Raw genomic sequence first — 22,363 nt, 5'->3', positions numbered from 1 at the left:
TGCTGTGATAATAGTAAAGAGCAATCAGATATATGAGTATTATCTCCATTGTAATAAAGATAGCCCCAGCCCAAAAGTAGTTTGTTTATGGTTATAATCAATGAGGCTTTCACCATACCCATGAAATACTTGTGCATGAAGATTTAAATTATCTATTATTCTAAAAGAATAATCTATTCTTACTGCGCCTCTACTATTACTTCCGGTATTTAATGAATGTCTTGCAAGAATACTTAGATCATGCCTTCCTTTAGAGTATGCCGTTAAGATTTCTGCTCGACCTACATAATCTTCTATATCTGGATTATTATCTTCTATGTCATCTTCTTGTAATCGTAACCAAGGACGTAACACGATACTCCAAGAAGGAGTTTCTAGACCTAGTTGCAGGATAATTCGGTTCCAACTTCTTGATAATGGATTGGATCTTCCATTGCTTTGATGGTTAATACCTATTCCCGTAAATACACCATTTAATCCTAGAAGTCGATATTTAGTAGGCAAGATAAACATGATCTCAGGATCGTAATTGGTCTCTCTAAATGGGCGAGAAATATTTGCACTATATAATTGCCATCTAGAGGTCTGTGTATATCCTATCCAGAGATCTCCTCCTAGTTTTTTTCCTAATAAATTTCTAGCAGCTCTCGTTTTAAAACTTAACTGAAACTTTAATTCGATGTCAGAAAACTCAGAAGGTGTTGTTACCGTATTAAGTGGGTTATCACTTGTCGGAAAGTTGTTAATATTTGTGGTATAATTTGCCGCTAGAAAATAAACGGGTTTATAGGGTATAATTTTAAATCGCTTAGTAATGGTATCATTAATTAACCAGCGTTGGGATAAACTCTCTCCAGGATCTTGAATTAGAGATTGCCCTAAACTCATGGTAGATGTAAGCACAAATAATACTAGGAAACTATAAATCTTCATGGGTACTGTATTCTTCAACGTATAGGAATTATTTTAAAAACAAGAAACTCATAACATACTGTATTACAATTATATAGAAAACAGCGGGATGATTTCTAAGTACGCTTTCGCGAAAGCGTAAACCTACATATAAAAATAAATTTTGGTACTATAAATTAGTAAAAAAAGTAACCAATATGTACTTTTTTTATATGGAATAATACCTCTTATTGATGAATACTATTTCCTAGACTTATATGATTTATCAAAATACTATTCATTTCTTTTTCAATAAGTTATATTTTGTATTTTTAGATTCATTCTCACTATTCGATAATTTAACCATATATCAAAACCGTTCTTTATGTCAACCAATCCTATAAAAGACAATGCTCCAAGCGATCTTAAAATTATTTCATTAGGGGATCCATTATATCAATATGCACGTGTCATCTCTAATGCTCGATTTGGAGATATGCCCTATAGTATTGCATATTGTAAAACGACAAGTCATGTACAGTTTTGTATAGATTATTGTCGTAAATATGATCAAAAGTTTAGAATCCGATCTGGTGGCCATCAACATGAAGGAATGTCTTCTGGAAATGGTGTTTTAATTATTGACCTTTCTGAAATGGATACAATAACCTACATCGATCGTGACCACGCGTGGATTCCAGTAGGAAAACAGTTAGGTAAAGTATATGAGGAGTTAGAGGATCGAGGTCAAATAATTCCTGGTGGTGGTTGTCAGTCTGTAAACATAGGCGGAATCACACAAGGTGGTGGTTGGGGACTTTCTATCAGGAAGTTTGGGATGACTTGTGATGCTATTCTTGAATGCGAAATAATACTTGCAGATGGTACGATTGCTTACCCATCTCCTACCAATTTGCCAGATTTGTTTTGGGCACTTAAGGGCGGCGGCGGCGGAAATTTTGGTATTGTAACTCGTTTTAAATTTAAATTGTTCTCGCTAGCGCCAGTGACGACATCATTTTCATTACTTTGGGAAAAATCGGATGAAGCACTATCAGCTTTAAAGATATGGACTTCTATCCATGCGACTCCAGGTGCATTGACTCCCGCACTATCTACTGCTTGTGGAATGATGGTTGCCGATCCTAATGCTAAAGGTGTTGTATTACCAGCGGGACACATAAGCAATGTACAAGCTCGAATGGGAGGGCTTTTTTATGGGTCAAAAGATGATTTATTGTGTTTACTACGAGATCATTTTGGGACGCTTATTCCAGAAAAAGAAAGCGAATTTGTAACTCTTCAAGAGAAACATTATCTCGCAAGTACAGCTAAGAACGCTGTAGCTGCAGCGCCTGAGAATGTATCTCTTTCTAAACATCAAAGTCATATTTCAGATTTTGTAAACCCTACAGTACCCACTTATGAGCATACGTTAGAGACCGAACATTGCGGTGATCGAAACTATCGGATCCTTCCTGATGCTCCTACATCTACGTGTGATCGCCCTCATCCTCATAAGATCACTTCTGGATTTCCAATAGCTCATTCTGAGAAAGAACATCACCAACTGGTAGAAGAAATTTACCACTTTTTAGGGCGGACTTGCTACTATAAAGATGTGAGTAGGTATATGAGTTTTCACTGTTTGGGTGGTGCTGTCAGAGAAAATAGTGATACGAGGGTATTTGCTTTTTATAATAAACCATATATGTTACAAATACAATGCTGGTGGGATAATGCAGGAAATGCATTTACCAATGTGGCCCGTAATGAGGCATATGTACAATGGGTAGAAGAGTATAGGAACTATTTGGCACCACATATAGAAGGCGCTTTCATCAATTTTGTAGATAAATTATTGGTCGAGGATCCTACAACTCCCGAAGGACGAATAGAGTTACTAACTATCTATTACGGTACAGAAAACTTAGAAAGGTTACGTAGCATAAAATCGCATTATGATCCTAGAAATTTCTTTGACTTTGAGATGAGTATTCCTCAAGAAGCATAGTAGGGACATATAACTCTTTGGACTTATTTTTGAGGCGTAAATTGTAGAGATATACGCTTTCGCGAACCTGCCACGCCGGCAGACAGGAGCGTACTCAATATTGATCCATCGTTAATTTATACATCTTTATTGCTGAAAAATAACAGTTTACGTATATTTTTTTCTGTAAAATTGATACATAGTTATATTTTTTGCGTCTATTATAATGAACAAGACAATTACCTGCTATGTATTATAAAACTTACACCTCTATATTCATTTTTTTTGCTCTTGTAACACATACTTATGGGCAACAGCATCATAAAGGTGATACCGTACCTGTCGTTTCTGACAAGGTGAAAATGTTTATCACAACGTCAGATTCTATAAAGAAAATCAAGGATTTGTTTAAGAGAACAGAACGCCTGGATAAAGACACACTCCTAACAATGGAGTATTACAAACTATTTTTAGATAGAGGAACACGCACTAAGGCGCCAAGAATTCAATATTATTCAGGATCTAGATTGGGAGGTTATTATAATAAAATAGCAGATTATGAAAGAGCTTTTAAGTATTCGGCTATTTCTCTAAAAGCTTCAATAGAAGCTAAAGATTCTTCATACATGATTAGAAGTCATGTATTATTAGGTAATGTATACTTCCAATTAGGAATTTATGATAAGTCATTAAAACTCTATCAAGAAGCCAAAGAACTAGCTCAGAAAACTGACGATCAGAGTTCTGAACTTGTTTGCTTATCTAATATAGCAAACATCCGTGTGAAATTAGGACGTAATGAAGATGCTTTAAAGGCTTATAATACAACGTTATCACTGTTAGGAAAAGAAGACCTTTCAAATATTCATACTCGTTTAAGTACACTTTTAGGCAAAGGAAAAAGTCTTGTGGATTTAGGGTTTTATGATCAAGGACTAATTACATACGAAGAAGGTATCAGACTTGCCAAAAAATATGACCTAACCATTTATAATGGAGAATTTTACCTTAATATAGGGAACCTCTACTACAAAAAAGCTCAGTACCAGCTTGCAATAGATTACTTACAAAGAGCAAAGCAATTGCTTAGTGAACATTATAATGATACGTATAATAATATATTAATTACAAATTATTATTTAGCACAATGTTTTTATGTGACACAACATTATGATGAAGCCATGGAACTGTTACAACACAATTTTGGTGTTATAGGAGCAAATTACAAGACAGATAAGATTGTAGAGATGTATGACCTTGGGATTAAAATTGCAGAAATACAAGAAGATACAGATCAACAGCTTATATTTCTGAATCAAAATAAACTCCTCAGTAAATTAAAGCTAGAAAATCAAACAAAGACTAGAGATCTCCTATTTGATAGTGATGTAAAAACACTAAAAGATCATAATAAATTATTAGATATAGAGAAAGAAAAACAAGAACTCAAGAAAAAAATAGCAGCTTGTATTGCTCTTGTAATGCTTCTTTTATTATTAATCACTTGGATACGTTATAAACATAAAATTAAAACCAATGAAAGGAAATTTCAGGCCATTATAACTGATTTAAAAGAGGTAAAAACTCCTGTTCCTGTTGTCTCAAATGATAAAAATGAAGATACACAAGTAAAAGATGATCGGGCACTAGGAATAATTGAACGGTTAACGGTACTTGAGAAGACTAATTTCTTTATTGCTCAGGATTGTAATCTATATAATACTGCAAAACAAATAGATACAAATACAACCTATCTATCAAAAACATTAAACACCTATAAGAAGCAATCTTTTAATCAATATCTCAACGAACTTAGAATTCGATATATTTTGATACAACTAAAGGAAAACACTAGGTTTAGAGCCTATACGCTAAAAGCAATCTCTGCAGAAGTAGGCTATAAAAGTATTAATACATTTACCAAAGCATTTAAGACACATACTGGCTTAACTCCCTCCTATTATATTAAGCAATTAGAATCTAAAATGTTTACCTAAAATGTCAAATTTATAAATTTGATTTTATGTGATTAAAAACGAGGTATACTGATCTGTATATTTGAGTTCACCTTAAAACTTTAATCTCATGAAAAAATTTATTTCACTAGTAATCATATGTTTATGCATGGTTACAACCGTAAATTCTCAACAGACTGAAACGCCAATAGAAAGAATATCCCAACCGTTTACTTATGTTTATGACATCGTATTACATATAGAGGATAGTATTACTTTTAATATTAATGGTAATGTAGATGTTGTACAAAAGTATTCTTTAGAATTTCCAAAATATACTCCTCGTTATAAGGTTTTTGATTTAGAAGATTATGTTGGGTTTCGTATTATTTTGAAATACGACTCTTCAATCCCCCCTATTGTACCTCTCGATTTTGGAATAGAATACTTAGAAGATGTTGACCTTTCTGGCGCTGTTCCATTAGTTGAAGGTGATAATGATCCAATATTAGGAGGATTAAAACCTATTACCATTCCACCAGTTGAAGAGGAAGATGATGAGGATTTTCCTGTAGAAACAAATGAACAACGTTTTGTATTTAATGAAATAGGAAACAAATATCTATACTTTAATTTATTTTTAAATAATTCTCCAACTGGTAGGGTTCTAGTATCTAAACTTAGAGGCAATTTTATGGTAAGAAACAATACGTTCCCAAACTCTACTGCACAATCTACTCATACTCCTCAAGTTAGTGATATAGATGTATTCCCAAACCCACTACAATCAGATCTCTATATTAAGAATCTTACCAAGGATCTAAATTCAAAAGCAAAAATTACTATTTATAACACTACAGGAGTACAGCTGTATACAAGTCCTCTTACATTTGGAACTCAAAAACAGGATGGTATGCAGTATCAATTTCAAAATCCAGATTTATCTCCTGGACTCTATTACTATGTCATACACATAGGTGATAAAACGTATACTAAATCACTACTTAAGAAATAATAAACTGCATTTAAAGTAAAGAGGGAACACTTTATAAAAATACAAGTGTTCCCTCCTATTAAAAAGAATGTCAAATTTATAAATCTGCTTATTCCTTTCTTTTTATATGCCAGTGTTCTTTATAGATTAGCTACTCAAACTAACTCATAACAAATAAGTTACATAGAACAATCACCCTCTAACAATACATTAAATTACTTCGTGTATTTAAATAATATAAACTATGGAAAAACTCATTATATCGCTACTTTATAGTAATCATATATATACAGTAAGTACTAATGATGTACATCTACAATTAGTATCACATCCAGAATACCCAAGTGTAAAATCGATTACTGACACATTAGATTATTTTGGCATCGAAAATATAACGGCAAACGTACCCAAAGATGTTTTACATCAATTACCCGATAACTTCTTAGCGCTTATTCAACAAGAAAATGAAAAACAATTAGTTCATATTTCTGTAAAAAAGAAAATACACCTCAAAAAAGCTGATGGTAAAACGATAAAACAATCAAGAGAACAATTTATACAACAATGGACAGGCACTATAATCGCCATTGAGAAGAATGAAAAAAGAGAATTATCATCCTCTTTTAAAACAATCAAAACTGAACCTCTATTTTTTATAGTATTACTAGTCAGCACTCTTTTTTTACAAATATATCTAGGCACCACGTGGATTGTAAAAGGAGAATTGTTTTTATGCTTACTAGGAATGATGGCGGGGTATTTTATAACTAAGGAAGAGCTAGGAATAAAAGATAAAAGAATTACCAAACTATGCAGCAGTTTATCAAAGACTGGCAGTGACTGTGGTTCTCTCATTAATTCAAAAGAATTAAAAGGAGTGAGATATATTCCCTTTAAAACGCTAGTGATGGTTTATTTTATAAGCCTTTATTTAATTGTAAGCATACTTGGCTTTGAGGTGACTATTCTTTTATCTCTCTCGGCTCTTTCTATTCCCGTTGTTATAGCTTCTGTGTATATACAGGCTATTACACTCAAAAAATGGTGTTTATTGTGTGTCGTTACCTCTATGATTCTGATGGCACAATTTGGGCTAGCTATTACTGCATTTTCTGGTTGGGATATGACGTTGTCTTATCTCATATTCTCTGCGATCATTGTAATCTGGACGGCTATAGGTTGGACACAAATTAAAAAATTATGGAAACATAAAATTGAACATCAAAAAGTACGTCAAGAATATTTTCGCTTTAAGCGAAATAAAACCTTGTTTAAGCAAGCATTACATGAAAATGCGCCTATACCCACAAATGATATCATATCATCATATGCACTGACTTTTGGTAATGAGAATGCAGCTATTAAAATCGTAGCTATTACCAATCCTTTGTGTGGATACTGTAGCGAGCCTTTTGAAACCTATGCTAGGTTGATAACCTATTATCCTAATCAAGTACAGATATCATTAGTGTTTAACACCCCATTGGATGTAAAGAATAAGGCAACAGAAATTACGATGCAAGTAATAAGGCTTTATCAGCAAAATAAAATGTTGGCTTGGAACGCATTACTTGATTGGTATCGAGAAAAGAACGTAACATCTTGGACAGAAAAATATCCCAAGAAAGAAGAAATCACCGCAAATAGCACGTTAGAAATACTTACAAATTATAGTGGATGGTGTCAACAAAACAATATGAATTATACCCCAGAAACGATTATAAATAATAGAGCATTTCCAAAAGATCCATATCAACTTAGTGATTTATTATTTTTTATAGATGACTTAATACTCGATGCTATAGAGAGTGAAGTCCCTGTCTTAGAAGAATAATCATAACAAAAGACACATATGTGAGTGTCTCAAAATGTTCACAGAATAACTACAATTATTAAATACAATTATGATGTTAAAAAGAATCGAAAATTTAAACGGAGTTCTAAAACTAGAAAAAAAAGAACAACTATTTCTCATGGGAGGTGCACCACCACGCTGTACTAGTGATGCTTCTTGTGAAGAAGGAGAAGAATGTGTTATTGGTCAGTGCATATTTATAGACTGTTAAACACCTCTCTCAATTAAAATAAATCCTAAAGACATAAACTGTGAGTGTCTCAAAATGATCACACGAAATACAATTTTTTAAATAAATTATTATGTTAGAAAACATCAAAAACTTAAACGGAGTTCAGAAAATTAACAAAGCAGAACAAGTACACATCAATGGAGGTAACAAGATTAATGCTTGCTTTTTTATCTCTTGTAGAGATGGACTAGAATGTATTAATGGAAGATGTGTTCCATGTTAGTCTCTAGACAACAAACACAACATCACATCAAAAAAATGAAACAGTAAAATATAGATATAAGACGTACGTCTTAAAAATTTCTTGCAAGGAAGGACATATACTGTGAGTGTCTTTAAATGTTCACAATAAAATCACTTTTAAACTATTACTCATGTTAAAAAAAATTTTAAATCTAGAAGGAGTTCATACGTTAGGAAAAAGTCAGCAAGCAACTATTAATGGAGGTATAAGACTCTTATGTGACTCTGATAATGACTGTTTTGGTGGTCGTGTTTGTAGCGCAGCTGGTCATTGTATTACACCACAATGTACATCAAATGCTGACTGTGCTCCAGGCGATTTCTGTCAAAACTACTATTGCTACCATTGTTAAGCAAATAAGCATCCCACACATCAGTTGGATGAGAGGTCAGGTACTACGATTATATCAGGTATCTGGCCTCTTTATTTTAATACTATTTTATACGCTTTCGCGAAAGCATACTCCATAAAAACACAATAATGTGACTATAAAAGTAGTTGTATAACTATATTTATAGTCATAATTCAAAAATAATAGTATATTTGCCCTATGAAAGAACTCACAAAGGCAGAAGAACAAGTGATGCAATACTCTTGGAAATTAAAGAAAGCATTTCTTAAAGACATCGTCGAAGCTTTCCCTGAACCACGACCAGCATATACAACTATCTCAACAGTAGTAAGGGTTTTGGTTAAAAAAGAGTTTTTGAAATTTGAAACTTATGGCAAAATTAGGCAATATTATCCAGCTATATCAAAAGACAATTATTTTAAGAGACATATGAAGGATGTTATAGGTAACTTCTTTAGTGGTTCGGTAAGTAAGTTTGCATTATTCTTTACAGAAACAGAAGATATAAACCTGACTGAGTTAGAAGAAATGAAGCATATGATTGAAGAAAAAATCGAAAAACTAAAAGAAAATAATGATTGATATGGTCTTATATCTTTTACAAGCAACGATCCTTTTTTCTGTATTATTTGCGGTATATAAGTTTGTCTTAAGCAAACTTACTTTTCATGCGGCAAATAGGTTTGTATTAATAGCCCTTATTCCTATTTCATTACTACTTCCATGGATAGCTACTATACTACCATTATTAATGTCAAATACGGTAATAGAAATACCACAGGCATTTGAAAATATACAGACCGCAATTACTATGACCACTCCCCTAGTCTTTACAGAAAACCTAGAGGCTATTTCTAGGGCCAACTATATACTCATTATTGGAATTATATTGTACTGTGTAGGCGTTATAATATGCTTATATCGGTTTTATAATAGTATGCGGCGTCTCTATATTCTTCAGAAAAATGCCTCTCAAATTCAGCAGTCTGGAGTTACACTAGTCAATGCAGATGTTACAACTATATTTTCGTATTTCAAATGGGTATTTATTCCTAAAGGAAGTTCATGTGATCCATTAATCATTGAGCACGAGAAAGCACATATCCAATTGAAACATACGGTAGATCTTATTATAACCGAACTCTATATTGCATTGTTCTGGTATAACCCAATGGTATATGCATATAGAAAATCATTAAGATCTGTACACGAATTTCAAGCAGATCAACACGTTTTAAGAAACGAAATAAAGACATCTCATTATTTAAAATTGGTAATACAACATCTAGGAAACAACCATCAAAATCAACTCTATAGTTATTTTAATACTCCTATACTCAAAAAACGAATTGATATGATGACAAAGAAAACATCCCATTCATTCTTAAAATCTGTATACATTTTATTACTTCCGGTTTGTGCATTAGTACTCATGGCATATACCAAACAACCCATAGAAAATACACTTATAAAAGATATTGTACAGATTGTTGAGTCTACACCAAGTACGCCATCTTTTATATTTCCAATTGAAAATAGTCCTAAGAATAATATTACTTCATTTTTTGGCGCCAGAGATAGAACTATTAAAAATGTGAAAATAACTCGTAGTCATACAGGAATTGACATAAGAGCTGTACGTGGCACTCCTGTGGTTGCCACCGCCGATGGTGTTATTTCTATAGCCGCAAATAAAGGAGCATGGGGAAATCTAATTGTTATCACCCATCCTGATGGATATGAAACCTGGTATGCACATTTAAAAGGCTTTGCTATTACAGAAAAACAAGTGGTTACCAAAGGAGAAATCATTGGATATGTGGGAAATACAGGGAACTCATCAGGTCCACACCTACATTATGAATTAAAACACCATAAAACAAGTATAAACCCTATGGATTATTTTGAATAATTAGCCTTCTAACATAAACCTATTTTTTTTACGTTACTTAATTAGTCTTACTGTTTTTTATGTCAGACAGTGGACGCCTATGCTTGATATTATCAAGTAAAATTTACATTTTTTATGAAACTCACCTCCTTTATCGCTTGCTGTATTTGTATGTATATGAATGGATACAGCCAGACAATTGATCTTAGGCTTTTAAAATTAGACAGTCTTATTTTTACAAATCAAGTAGATTCTTATCTTCTCTCAAAAACCCTAGTCAAAGAAGACAGTCTCTCTCTTGCTATAATGACAGAACATTGGGATACAACCATTTTTAATCCTTATAAGTATTATAAACAAACGTATCCATTTCAAGTTTCATTTACAGATAGTACGTATGCATCTCCCATTGTTGGTAAAAAAGTAGTCACCTCACGTTATGGGTGGAGAAATAGAAGGGCTCACAAAGGAATTGATATAGACTTAATTACGGGTGATCAAGTTATGGCCTTATTTGATGGAAAAGTACGCGCTGTAAAGACATTCCCAGGGTTAGGTAAAACGGTTGTCGTTAGGCACTATAATGGTATTGAAACCGTTTATGGTCACTTATCAAAACAACTGGTAAAAGTAAATGACACCATTACTAAAGGAACTATTATAGGCAAAGGTGGAAATACAGGAAATTCTCGAGGAAGCCATTTACATCTTATTGTAAGTTACAAAGGTGTGTATATTAATCCTGAATATTTATTTGATTTTGGGGAAGAAAATAAAATTAGAAGCCAAGAACTTTGGGTAACCAGAAGATGGGCAACACCGTATCTACATAATTCCAAAAGACAAAGTACTATTATAATAGCTACTTCTGAAGAAGAAGCCATTCAGAATGAAGAAAAACAAAAGAAAATCTATATTGTTCGAAAAGGAGATACACTCTCTAAAATTGCAAATAGACATCACACTTCCATAACTGCTATTTGTAAAGAAAATTCTATAAGGAAAACTAGTACCCTTAGGATAGGGCAAAAATTGGTAGTAAATAAGTAATAATATTAACTTTTAAAAAGAATGAATACGCTCCTGCCTGCTGGCGAGGTAGGTTCGCGAAAGCGTACTTAGAAACGTCTTCATCATAGTATAATCATTTCTAATTTTCGTATAGAAAACATGTTTTTACTGGCATCTATTTCAATGATATCTTAAGATTAAATAAACCTTATAACAATCTTAAAATCAAAAAGATATGTTAATTTTATCAAATTTATAAATTTGACTTTCTTACTTTTTAAAGATCATCTTCTGATCTGTATATTTGAGTTCACCATACATGCTCTCAATATGAAAAATATCCCCCTTTTTTACTAACCTCATTAAGTATTGGTCATTCCCAAAAGTATATTTCTATAAAATAAAAGTTTACTCTAAATCTCTTATAAAAAATATAGCAATTGATAAAAAACGAATGCTATAAAAATTCTTGCAAGGAAAGACATATACTGTGAATGTCTTAAAATAATCACATGATAATAATCTTTAAATTCTAGTATTATGTTAACACACATTTTAAATCTAAAAGGAGCTCAAGAGCTTAAAAAAAAGGAACAAGTTGTTATCAATGGAGGCACCGGAAGACGTTGTACTCCATTTGGTGAATGTCCAGCACCTGAGGTATGTATAAATGGACGTTGTGTAGCCTGTTAATGGTTGTATAAGCATTAATAAGAGGCTAGATACATCTCTGTTTTTGAAGTAATGTATCTAGCCTCTTTTATGAATATACGCTTTCGCGAAAGCGAATATCAAATCATTATTACTTTTTAAACACAATTACATCTCAATATTTTCTTTTTCAAAAAGGTTATCGTTTTTGATTTTAAACTTTTTAATAAATTCTATCCTATTTCTAATTTTACCATTATTAATTAGAAAGCGTTCTATCGTAGCACAATAATGTTGGTTATCATCATGAAAATCACCTTCGGTAAAATACATGTTATTTAAAATTGTTTTATATGTTGACCCTTCATTGTGCATATTAATACATTTATAATAGTGTGATAATGCTTGTTGATATGCATATTCGGGATTATCAACATAATGTATTTCATGTTCACCTATCATATCTTGAAGCTCTTTTCGTTCTTTACTTTCTTTATTTTCTTCTGGATTTTGATTTCTTCGAAAAAAATGATTCCATAATTCAACCCACCACCCTAATGAGAAGTATGCATCTCCTAGATAACTATAACCTTTTATATAAGAAATTTCATTTAATTGGATACTTCCTATAATTCTTAAATTACAAAAAATACTATCAGTTATTAAAAATTGTATTTCATCACGTTTTTTCTTGTTATATAAATTTTTTAAAACTACTTTAGAATCAATTGTAATAAATTTTCTTGAAAAATCATTAATAATATGATTATCAACAGGGAAATATTGTTCACACCAATCTAAATCATCTATTATATGATCTTGTTTAGATAGTTTATTCCAATATTCTATAATTTTTTCTTTAAATGAAGATTCTTCTGTATAATAATCAAACATTCTATCCAAAAATATTTTTCGGTTCAATCGATCTTTAAATCGTAATTCAAACATTCTAACCATCTGATCATTAACAGAACTATAAGAGTTAATAGGTATTTTATCTAATAGTATTGAAAAATCTGGGTTTTTATTTTTAGAGAAAAAAATTGAGTTTTTAAAATCGCATATATATAAATCATACCAATGAAGAATGGTCATTTTTACTTCTGTATTATATGAAAATCGATAATACTCTCGTAATTCATTATATAATTTTGATGGAGGAAGGTTTAGAGGTTTTGTTAGGTTCTTAGCTTTTGAAAATTCTGGATAAATAATTAAATCTCTATTCTTATTTAATAATTCTATAATTCCTATTGTTAATTCACTTAAAAAATGATTTGTATTTGAGAGATTAGTATCTATCTTAAAATATTTTTTTAAAGATTTAATCGTATATAGGATTTTTTTATTTTGAAATGCACTATTCCTAATTTCATTAGCGCGCTCATAGCATTTTGCAGAAGCTGCAAAATATATAAGCGCAAGTTCAGTTCTTGAAAATTCTTTACATTGACCTACTCTTTTACCTTTACTCGTATATTTACTTATACTTTTATCATTACTTTTTAAATACTCAAGTATATCTTGACCTATAAGACTAAACCCTTTTTTAAATTTTTTAGTAAGATTTTTTATAGAAGGATTTGGGCAAGTAATTAATAAACAATCACCAACAGCTGATAATAATCGAGCAATGATATTCCAGGTATTATGTGAGATATTTAATTGACTATAACTATCTTTTTGAAATTTAAGAAATGGAATTATATATTTAATAAGATCGTTTTCTAACCTTTTTAAACCTTCTCCTTTATGATTGTCCCTTAATTTTTTAAACAGTACCTCTGTGAAGTTTTCATACTTTTTTATTTCTAGCACATCTATTTTATCACTACCAATTTTAGGGTTGTCTAAGCTAGAATCATCTATTAAGTCTTTTAAAAAATTGTCATTAAGTTTATGAACGGCTAAAGATAATCCAAATAAGTACTCTTCATAGGCACTAAATGGAGCGTTATAATCTCTGTATCCTCCATCCGGAATACTATTATACCCTCTTAATTGCAAGGTCTCTGATGCTCTATTATAATCTTTATATAGTAAACCATTCTTATAAAATAGAATATCCCCTTTTTGCAAGTGGTATTCTACTTTAATTAAATATTTTTCATCCTTTTTCAAATAGTCATATACTGAATGAAAATCTCTATCTGCTCTTCTAGAGTCTTTTAATGTAATTCCCTGTTTTCCAATATTTTCTATATTAACTAGTTTTGCTAATATTGAAAGAAACATAATTGAAAAATTTTCATACATAGATTTTGCAAAATGGAAATCTGAACGGTTATCTTTTGTTTTTTTCTGCAGATCATATTTTTTGAAAAGATTTTTCTTGCCCTTTACAGCTTTTCTATTATTTGAATCCTCTTCTCCTAACTTCTTTAATTTACTTCCATGTGACCTTATTAATTCTACTAATTCTGAATATTTAATTAAAGCAGTTCCGTAAGTATTTAACCTTTCAAAAACTAAAGCTTCTTTTAACATTATTTGAGTATAGAAAAAAGATTGAGATAATGAAAGTTTATCATCTATACTCATTTTTTTAAGTTTTTGACTAGCTTCTGTATAATATAAAATTGCCTCATCATATTCTTTATCAAAAAAATGAAGATCTCCTAAAACAACTTCTAAAAAAGTTTTGCTGCTAACAAATTCAGCTTCAGAACTTTTGAATTGTTCATAGGATTCACTAAGTTTCTGTAAACGTTGTGAATAATGTTTTTTAATAGTGTAAGATTCATCTAGTGTGAAATTAAAAATAGCAGATTCAGCATCAGATTGTTTAGAGAGAAAATTGATTTCCTCTATGACTTTTCTATGAAATTTGAAATTCACAAAACCATTATCTACTTTTTTTATACTAGAATCTGATAAAAAGGTGATTATATTTTCAATATGCCTTCTCAAAAGAGGAGCTCTATTAATATCTATAATTTCGGGTAGTAATTCTAAGTTTTTCCATGAAAATCCAAACTCATGAAATTTATATATATGATCCAATAGATAACTAGTAGAAACTAAAATTTTATCACTTAAATTTTTAAGATACAATCCATTGTTTAATATATATGGCCTGAAGATGTCTGCAACTAATGATATTCTGTATTGTGCGTGAAAATCAAAAGTTAAAAAATAACTTTTAGGATTACTGTATCCTAAAATGAGTTTTTCTTTATCTCTATCATTAAATACTTTATATCTTTTATTGGGGAATTCTTCAACAAAATCTTCAAACAATTTTACCATATTCATAGGACTACCTTTACTCCTAAAAGCGATGTAGTTAATAAATACATTTATAATACTTATAGTTTTTTTTAATTTATAAACTTTACGTTTGTATTCTATCGTATTTAAATCAGGTTTACTCTCAAATTTTAATTGTTCTTTTAAATAATTAGAATATCCTTCTAAATTATTTTTATGATGAGAATTTTCTGGAATCAATCGACCACAGACATACTTCTCTGTAAAATAAGTTATATCAATGGGTTTCTTTGAAATATTAGAATGATCATCATATGGATCTTTATATAAGCTACTTACATATATAATATCATGAAAGATACTTCCTAGATAAGATTCTCTATCGGAAGAATCAGCTAAAGATGCATCATACATCTCTCTACCTGCAATAAAAATAAATTTTGCTTTTGCCGTAGTAAAGAAGATTTTCATGCTAGCCATGATACCAGAAACTATTTCTCTTTTTTTTCTTATCCTTTCGGATTCTAGTATTTCATCAGCAGTATCACTATTCAGAACCTCTACTTTATCTAATTCATCAAAAATAAAAACAAATTCAGGAGGAGCCAGTATTCTTGGAACTCTATCTAACTGATCAAAAATATAGATCAAATCTTGTTCTATATCTCTTGCGTCTGCAATTGGATATGTTAAGTTTTTAGTTTGTCTAGAAGAAATCCCAATCGTTTCTATAAATTTCAAAAGTGGTGCTTTAATACCTAAATTTTGAGTTCTTTGAGTTTCTAATTGTATTTCAGCGATACACCTGTTATTTAGATCTTTAAGTAATCTATTAATGTATCCATTTGTAATAAATCCAAACTTATATCCAAGTCGACTTACTAAATTGACGATAAAAAAAGATAACATTAGAAAAAAGAAAAAGAAAAAATCTGGATATCTTGGAAATAGGGGCTTACTTGAATTGAAGATACCTATATCTGGAATTATAAAGGTGTGTAGTTTGTTATAAAGGTAAGAAATATAATAGTCTATTATTAATGTATATGCCTGTAACGATTGATAACTATTTGTAATTGTTGAAGTCCCTAATACTTCACTATATGTCATAATAGGACTCTTCTTATAACTTTTTATGATATCTTGATCTTTTTTAAAAAAAAGAAAATCATTTCCTAAAAGGGCATATACTTTTTTGTTTTTTTCACTAGTATTATTATTTAATCCTTGACTAGGAAAGAAATCAGAAACATTGTAATAATCTTTTATTTCAATGCAACTATCATAAACTGCAGAATTATAATAACATATAAATGTGATAATATACACTATTGAAAAAATTAAAAATTTAGAGACCCATCTATTAAAACCACTGTACCTTCTGTAGTCCTTGTACATATTTTGCGCAAGTGACTTTAAAATATCTTTAGAATTTATAGTATGTTGAGGAAAACTTAAGCGTACAAAGACTTTTTGACTGTGATTAACAAATTGTTTTAGGTAATTACTTGATTTTATGTCACTGTTTTTGTTTGACTCTTTTGATAATAATTTTAATAAAATTGCATGTATTCTTTTTGGAGTAATTTCTATAAGTAACTTCAATAAAAGATTTCGTATTTTATTTCTTTTTGCTAATATGTAGGATATAGTTATAATGCCTAAATAAATCAATACTAATGAGGCAAAATTTAATTTAATTTCCCAAAAAAAGAAAATAAATAACTCTAATAATAAGCTATAAAGTAATATGCAATATATTCTAAATGCATTGGATTTTTTATAAAAACTAAAATCTAAAATAAATATACTAATTAAGTCATTTTTAATTTTTTTAAATATTAGAAATAAAGTATTTTTCTCTTTCCCATCCTGATTCTTATAAAATCTTTCAGATGAATTTAGTACATACCTAATAAGTTTATTGCTATAAAAAAGAAAGAGTGTACTAAATATTAATAAACATATATATACTATGTATACGTTTATATATTTATATAGTATAGTTATATATATTATTTTAGTTTTAATTAAATGTATAAATACTATTTTAGTATTTATTAAATGTATAATAACCAATGTTATTATAATCAATAATGCTTGTTTTAAAATAACGCCTCTAGGTTGTAATTTATTTATTACTTGATTTACTAGGCTTGTCTTACCTACCCCACGAAATCCTGTTATTATATAGGATCCTGTTTTAGTTTCTGCATTAGTTAAAATTCCATATAATTTTTTCTTAACCCTTTCTCGACCTACCATTTTTGGATTATTACGAAATCTTCCAGATGGACTATGGAAAAATGAAAATCCAGGTAATTCAATAAATACATCTTTAATTTTTGAATAGTAGTCGTGGTATTTATTATCCATACAATTGCATTTGATATTTATCTACAAGAATATCAGCAATTTAGACAAAATAAATAAATTTAAAAACAAGTATATACACCTGTTTTTTAGTTGTGAAAAAAGTGATTGAGTACGCTTTCGCGAAAGCATACTTAATCACATCAAACTAATGATAATTTCACTTCTCTTCAAGTAACATGATATTATCATCATCTTCTCTATCAATAAGCATTGAAAGAGGGTCTATTCCCGCTCTAGAAGGCTTTTGATCGACTATAATGTCTAGTGTAGTCATATGTTCTGTAATCTTATGCTTTTTTAAATAGAGGAGCTCATTAGTCTCTTCTGAATACACCCCGATATCTATCCAATCATTTATGGGGATTTCATTTTCTATACCATCCGTATTTAAACGAAATTTGGAAGCTTCTACCTCTAGCTGTACTTTATATTGATTATTTGAGAGCATATTATAAGAAGCACCTACTGTCTTATTTTCATAAAGAGTGACTGTTTCAAACAAGTCTGTAATTGTGTACTGCAAACTATCTGGTGTAACTTCTCTAAAATATCTCAACAAATTCTTTGTTGTAGGATAGTGTTTTGTTTGGGTCTTTTTAATCCCATCAAAGCTATTCCAATCTTTTATAAAACGCTGTAAAGCTACATTGACACTATCTTCAGAAATATAATCTTGAAATGCATATAGATTGACCATTCCTTTTCCATAATGAATGTAATCTTGATTTCGATCGACTAGACTTAATGGCATTTCTCTACCTTCTTCTAATGTTCGTCCTTTTAAATAACGATATCTTTCTTGCTTTAATAACTGCTGCATTTTATTTTTTGAAAACTCTTTTTTAAACACCATCATAGCTCCGTATTGTGCTAATGATTCAGAGATCATGGATTTTCCTTGTACATTGGCAGGATTTACTTGATGTCCCCACCATTGATGTGCTAATTCATGAGCAGTTACAAAAAATGGCATGTCTAAATCTTCATTGTCATCAATATCAAGGATAAATCCTATATTTTCTGAAAATGGTATTGTGGTAGGGAAAGATTGTGCTTTCTTTTGGTAATTAGGCATTTCTACAATACGAATTTGTTGGTATTGATACGGACTGAATGCAACATTAAAGTAGTCAAAAGATTTCTTCATTCCGTGTAGCATCCTATCTAGGTTGTACTCATGTCCTTTGTGATAATAAATTTCAAGACCAACGGGTGTCATTTTTGTGTCTCCTGAAGATACCCATTGATCTTTTACTACTTCATAACGAGCAGAAAGCATAGCATAAAAATTAGACATCTGACTATTCATTTTATAATGAAAATAGTGGCGTTCATTTTCTATCCATTCTTTATGTAAGTACCCTGGTGCTACAGCAGTTTGATCTGCTTCGGTACCCATAATCATTTCAAAATTAATCTCTTCACCATCTCCCTCAGATCTTGCAGACATAAGAGCAAGTGGGTCATCTATAGTTGCTCTTCCATTTTGTGGTTCTAAGCCATGTTTTTTACGTGTCTCAACGTCTTCTATTTCTATATCACCCTGATATCCTATTGTTGGAAAATGAAAATTGGTAAAGAAAGTACCATTATGTATAATAGCATACTCTTTGTCCTCCGTAAATCCCTTAGGTGCATATACTTGTTTAAAATTAAGGTGTATAGAATCTCCAGGTTGTAATGGGGCATCTAGTTCAAAAATGGGATGCCCAAACTTTTCATATTCTTTATTGATTGTCGTTCCTTTATTTAATGTGAGATATTCATAATGTACATCGTTACTTGGGAGTTCTTGTATATGAATTTCTGTGATGGGATCATTCTCTGTATTAGTCAATAAAAAATAACCTTCTGCACTATACTTCCTTTCTGAAGGATATAATTCTACAGTAAGGTGTACATCCACAATTTTAGGTTGTGGTATATGCTCAAACTGCTTGAGTTCTTTCTCATAGTTTGCTCTATATGTGTTCTCTGTAGATGGGAATGTATAGGTATTCAAAACATTCGTATTATAAAATATATAGCTTCCCGAACTCACAAAGATCAATATAAGTACACTACTTGCTTTTTGTAATGATTTTGTAAAACGCAACTTTCCTTGTTGTATACGTTTCAAAAATGAAACCTCTAAGCCTCTTACAGAAATGATAATAGCAACAATAAATAATAATAAAACAAATGCAATCCAATAAACTTTAAACCATAGATATGGTGTTAAGAAATGCCCATAGCCGTTCATATCAGAATATCCCCCTAAATCAGCACCTCCAAAGGTATACAATCCATGATCTAGTCCTTTTACTTTTAGAGGAATTGTGATCGCAAACCCAACAATAACAGTGACTATATGTGACACAAATTTATGATTAATCAATACCTGAAAAAAGAAACTGACAATAGATAATAAAAATAGAAATGGAAATATTCCTATAAAAAATATAGTGAAGTACACATCTAATTCATATTGGTAATATCCTTTAAATGTTTGAAATAATACACCACCAATAATCATAGCTATAATCAAAGTACAAAGAATGCACATAAGGCCTATAAACTTACTTGTAATATTTAAGGTGTCTGAGATAGGTAATGCATCATAAATAGGTTGTATTTTCTTATCCCTTTCTTTCCATATTAATTCTCCAGAATAGAAAATGATAATTAATAAAAAGAAAATGGCAGTATTCTCTATAAGTTCTCCAATTATAATAAATGATGTAGGATAACTATCTACTCCAAAAGCAGTTCCTAAATTAATAGAAGAAATTAGTACTATGGACATGGCACAAATAATTATGGCCCAAAATGATACTTCCTTAAGAATAGATTTATAATAGAATAAAGAATGTCTGACTAATAATTTACAAAAAGCTTTATATCCTGTTTCTTGTACAGTATGAGGGATCTCGATTATTTTTTCTGATTTAAAAACTTCTTGATCTTTTGTGTTGGTTTGTATACGTTTTCGAACACGATCTCTTACTACGATCAGTCGAAAGCGATAATATCCAATAAGTAATACAAGTATTCCTATTCCCATCCAAATTAATCGATTGTATAGCAACACTCCTTCTAAAGAAATTATAAAACTATTCTTCTCTACAATGGTCCAATATTGTCCTATAATGCCGATAGTCATAAATGTAAATGGCTCCAATAATGCAGCGGTAAAAAGGTGATCACTTCCTTTTACTAATTGCATAGAAATCAAATAGATCATTAAAAATAATATTCCCTGTGTGTACACTACAATAAGTTTCCGGCTAAGCATACCACTCACAAAGAAAATAGCTCCCCCAAAAAACAATGTTGGGATTACAATCGTTATAAACGGTTGTATATAGTGCCATCCATTAAATGGAAGCAATATAATAGGGTCATGCCAAGGCATAAGATCCCCTAGCATCATTCCTAGTGGTGCGGCGCAAAAAATAAGAAGTAATACTGTTAGGGATCCTAAAAACCGTCCAGCCAAGTAATCTCTTTTCTTGATTGGATTAATAAACATCAATGATTCCATTCCATGATTAAAATCTCTTAATATCGCTACGCCCATAATCATAGATGAGATCATCATAAAAAGTGCAGATATAATACCTAAGGTTCTAGCAATTACAATAGGAGCATTCCTTTTAAGAGCTCCTAGAGGTTCGTCATTTAAAAAATCAACAGCAATAATCGAAAACAAGAATAGTGCTACAAAATAGATATATGTATCTGCTCGTTTGGCTCTATATTTTAATTCGAATTTGAATATTTCTAAAAACATTATAATATCATTTTAATTGGCAGAATGAGTAGATATATTTCCAAAGATGTGAGAGAAGTATACATCTTCAAGATCTGTTTGGATTGGTTCAAAACCATTTCTAGGATGTGTCTCACTTAGGATATGAATCATTGGTTTTCCTTGAAGAAATTTTTCAGCAATAATTTTGTATTCTTGTTTATGACTTTGTAGTTCTTGTTTTTCAATCGTTTTACGATATACTTTTCCTTCTAGTTGTGTTATGGCTTCTTTAGGGTTGCCTTTAAGTAATACTTCTCCTCTATTAATAATTGCCATATCGGTACACAGTTCCTTTACATCATCGACAATATGTGTCGATAAGATGACAACAGCCTGCTCTCCTAGTTCGCTCAATAAATTATAAAATCGATTACGTTCTGCTGGGTCTAGTCCAGCTGTAGGTTCATCTACAATGATTAATGAAGGGTTTGCTAATAATGCTTGTGCTATCCCAAAACGTTGTTTCATCCCGCCAGAATAGCCTCCAAGGTTCTTCTTTCGATGTTCATATAAATTGGTTTTATGTAACAATGCTTGTACAATTTCCTTACGCTCATTTTTGTGTGTTATCCCCTTTAATACAGCAAGATGATTAAGCAATACTTCGGCAGATATTTTAGGATACACTCCAAATTCTTGTGGGAGATATCCTAGCATTTTTCGTACAGTATTTTGCTCTTTTAAGACATCTATATCTCCTAAGGTAATTGTGCCTTGATCAGCTTTTTGAAGTGTTGCGATGGTACGCATTAAGGTTGATTTTCCTGCACCGTTAGGGCCTAAGAGTCCAAACATCCCTTTTGAAATTTCTAAGGAAACTCCGCTAAGAGCTTTAACCCCATTAGTATATGTTTTGGATAAATTGTTTATTATAAGTTCCATAAAATCCGTTTTTTGATTGTTGTATCTGATGAT

15 protein-coding genes are annotated in these 22,363 nt (G+C 30.8%); 11 read left to right on the top strand and 4 right to left on the bottom strand.

The window, feature by feature from the left end; translation table 11 throughout:
- Positions 1 to 39: 39 nt before the first annotated feature.
- Positions 40 to 933, bottom strand: a complete 894-nt coding sequence (locus ABJD27_RS01290) for a phospholipase A (protein ID WP_348173228.1) — start codon at positions 931 to 933, stop codon at positions 40 to 42.
- A gap of 343 nt (positions 934 to 1,276) precedes the next feature.
- Between ABJD27_RS01290 and ABJD27_RS01285 the strand changes: the two genes are divergently transcribed.
- The 11 genes from ABJD27_RS01285 to ABJD27_RS01235 all read left to right on the top strand — a co-directional run bounded on the left by ABJD27_RS01285 (position 1,277) and on the right by ABJD27_RS01235 (position 12,111).
- Positions 1,277 to 2,905 (top strand): FAD-binding protein, encoded by a 1,629-nt coding sequence (locus tag ABJD27_RS01285; protein ID WP_348173230.1) that lies wholly within the window; start codon positions 1,277 to 1,279, stop codon positions 2,903 to 2,905.
- A 227-nt stretch (positions 2,906 to 3,132) separates the two neighbouring features.
- The gene (locus tag ABJD27_RS01280) at positions 3,133 to 4,881 is read left to right on the top strand and encodes an AraC family transcriptional regulator (RefSeq protein ID WP_348173232.1); all 1,749 of its coding nucleotides are present in this window, start codon (positions 3,133 to 3,135) and stop codon (positions 4,879 to 4,881) included.
- Positions 4,882 to 4,969: 88 nt separating this feature from the next.
- Positions 4,970 to 5,854 carry a T9SS type A sorting domain-containing protein gene (locus tag ABJD27_RS01275; RefSeq protein ID WP_348173234.1) on the top strand — a complete coding sequence of 295 codons (885 nt, stop codon included), beginning with the start codon at positions 4,970 to 4,972 and terminating at the stop codon, positions 5,852 to 5,854.
- Positions 5,855 to 6,077: 223 nt separating this feature from the next.
- Positions 6,078 to 7,667: a vitamin K epoxide reductase family protein gene (locus ABJD27_RS01270; protein WP_348173236.1), complete on the top strand. Its 1,590-nt coding sequence runs from the start codon at positions 6,078 to 6,080 to the stop codon at positions 7,665 to 7,667.
- A gap of 73 nt (positions 7,668 to 7,740) precedes the next feature.
- Entirely contained in the window at positions 7,741 to 7,899 is a 159-nt protein-coding gene (locus tag ABJD27_RS01265; RefSeq protein WP_348201989.1) for a hypothetical protein, read from the top strand.
- A 91-nt stretch (positions 7,900 to 7,990) separates the two neighbouring features.
- Complete coding sequence (locus ABJD27_RS01260; RefSeq protein WP_348173240.1) at positions 7,991 to 8,143, top strand: hypothetical protein; 153 nt, start codon at positions 7,991 to 7,993, stop codon at positions 8,141 to 8,143.
- A gap of 151 nt (positions 8,144 to 8,294) precedes the next feature.
- The gene (locus ABJD27_RS01255) at positions 8,295 to 8,516 is read left to right on the top strand and encodes a hypothetical protein (RefSeq protein ID WP_348173242.1); all 222 of its coding nucleotides are present in this window, start codon (positions 8,295 to 8,297) and stop codon (positions 8,514 to 8,516) included.
- Positions 8,517 to 8,714: 198 nt separating this feature from the next.
- Positions 8,715 to 9,098, top strand: a complete 384-nt coding sequence (locus ABJD27_RS01250; protein ID WP_348173244.1) for a BlaI/MecI/CopY family transcriptional regulator — start codon at positions 8,715 to 8,717, stop codon at positions 9,096 to 9,098.
- 1 nt (position 9,099) lies between these two features.
- Positions 9,100 to 10,428 (top strand): peptidoglycan DD-metalloendopeptidase family protein, encoded by a 1,329-nt coding sequence (locus ABJD27_RS01245; protein WP_348173246.1) that lies wholly within the window; start codon positions 9,100 to 9,102, stop codon positions 10,426 to 10,428.
- 114 nt (positions 10,429 to 10,542) lie between these two features.
- A complete protein-coding gene (locus ABJD27_RS01240; protein WP_348173248.1) occupies positions 10,543 to 11,457 on the top strand; it encodes a M23 family metallopeptidase in 915 nt (304 codons plus the stop codon).
- A 501-nt stretch (positions 11,458 to 11,958) separates the two neighbouring features.
- The gene (locus ABJD27_RS01235) at positions 11,959 to 12,111 is read left to right on the top strand and encodes a hypothetical protein (RefSeq protein ID WP_348173250.1); all 153 of its coding nucleotides are present in this window, start codon (positions 11,959 to 11,961) and stop codon (positions 12,109 to 12,111) included.
- A gap of 126 nt (positions 12,112 to 12,237) precedes the next feature.
- Here the strand turns inward: ABJD27_RS01235 and ABJD27_RS01230 are convergent, their stop codons facing one another.
- From ABJD27_RS01230 to ABJD27_RS01220, 3 genes are all read right to left on the bottom strand, one after another.
- A complete protein-coding gene (locus tag ABJD27_RS01230; protein WP_348173252.1) occupies positions 12,238 to 17,655 on the bottom strand; it encodes an ATP-binding protein in 5,418 nt (1,805 codons plus the stop codon).
- 157 nt (positions 17,656 to 17,812) lie between these two features.
- Complete coding sequence (locus ABJD27_RS01225; protein WP_348173254.1) at positions 17,813 to 21,427, bottom strand: M1 family aminopeptidase; 3,615 nt, start codon at positions 21,425 to 21,427, stop codon at positions 17,813 to 17,815.
- Between the two features lie 12 nt (positions 21,428 to 21,439).
- Complete coding sequence (locus tag ABJD27_RS01220; RefSeq protein WP_348173256.1) at positions 21,440 to 22,330, bottom strand: ABC transporter ATP-binding protein; 891 nt, start codon at positions 22,328 to 22,330, stop codon at positions 21,440 to 21,442.
- Positions 22,331 to 22,363 lie beyond the last annotated feature (33 nt).

The organism is Dokdonia sp. (assembly GCF_039945015.1).
Lineage (GTDB): Bacteria > Bacteroidota > Bacteroidia > Flavobacteriales > Flavobacteriaceae > Dokdonia.
This window is presented reverse-complemented; position numbering and strand designations above follow the sequence as displayed.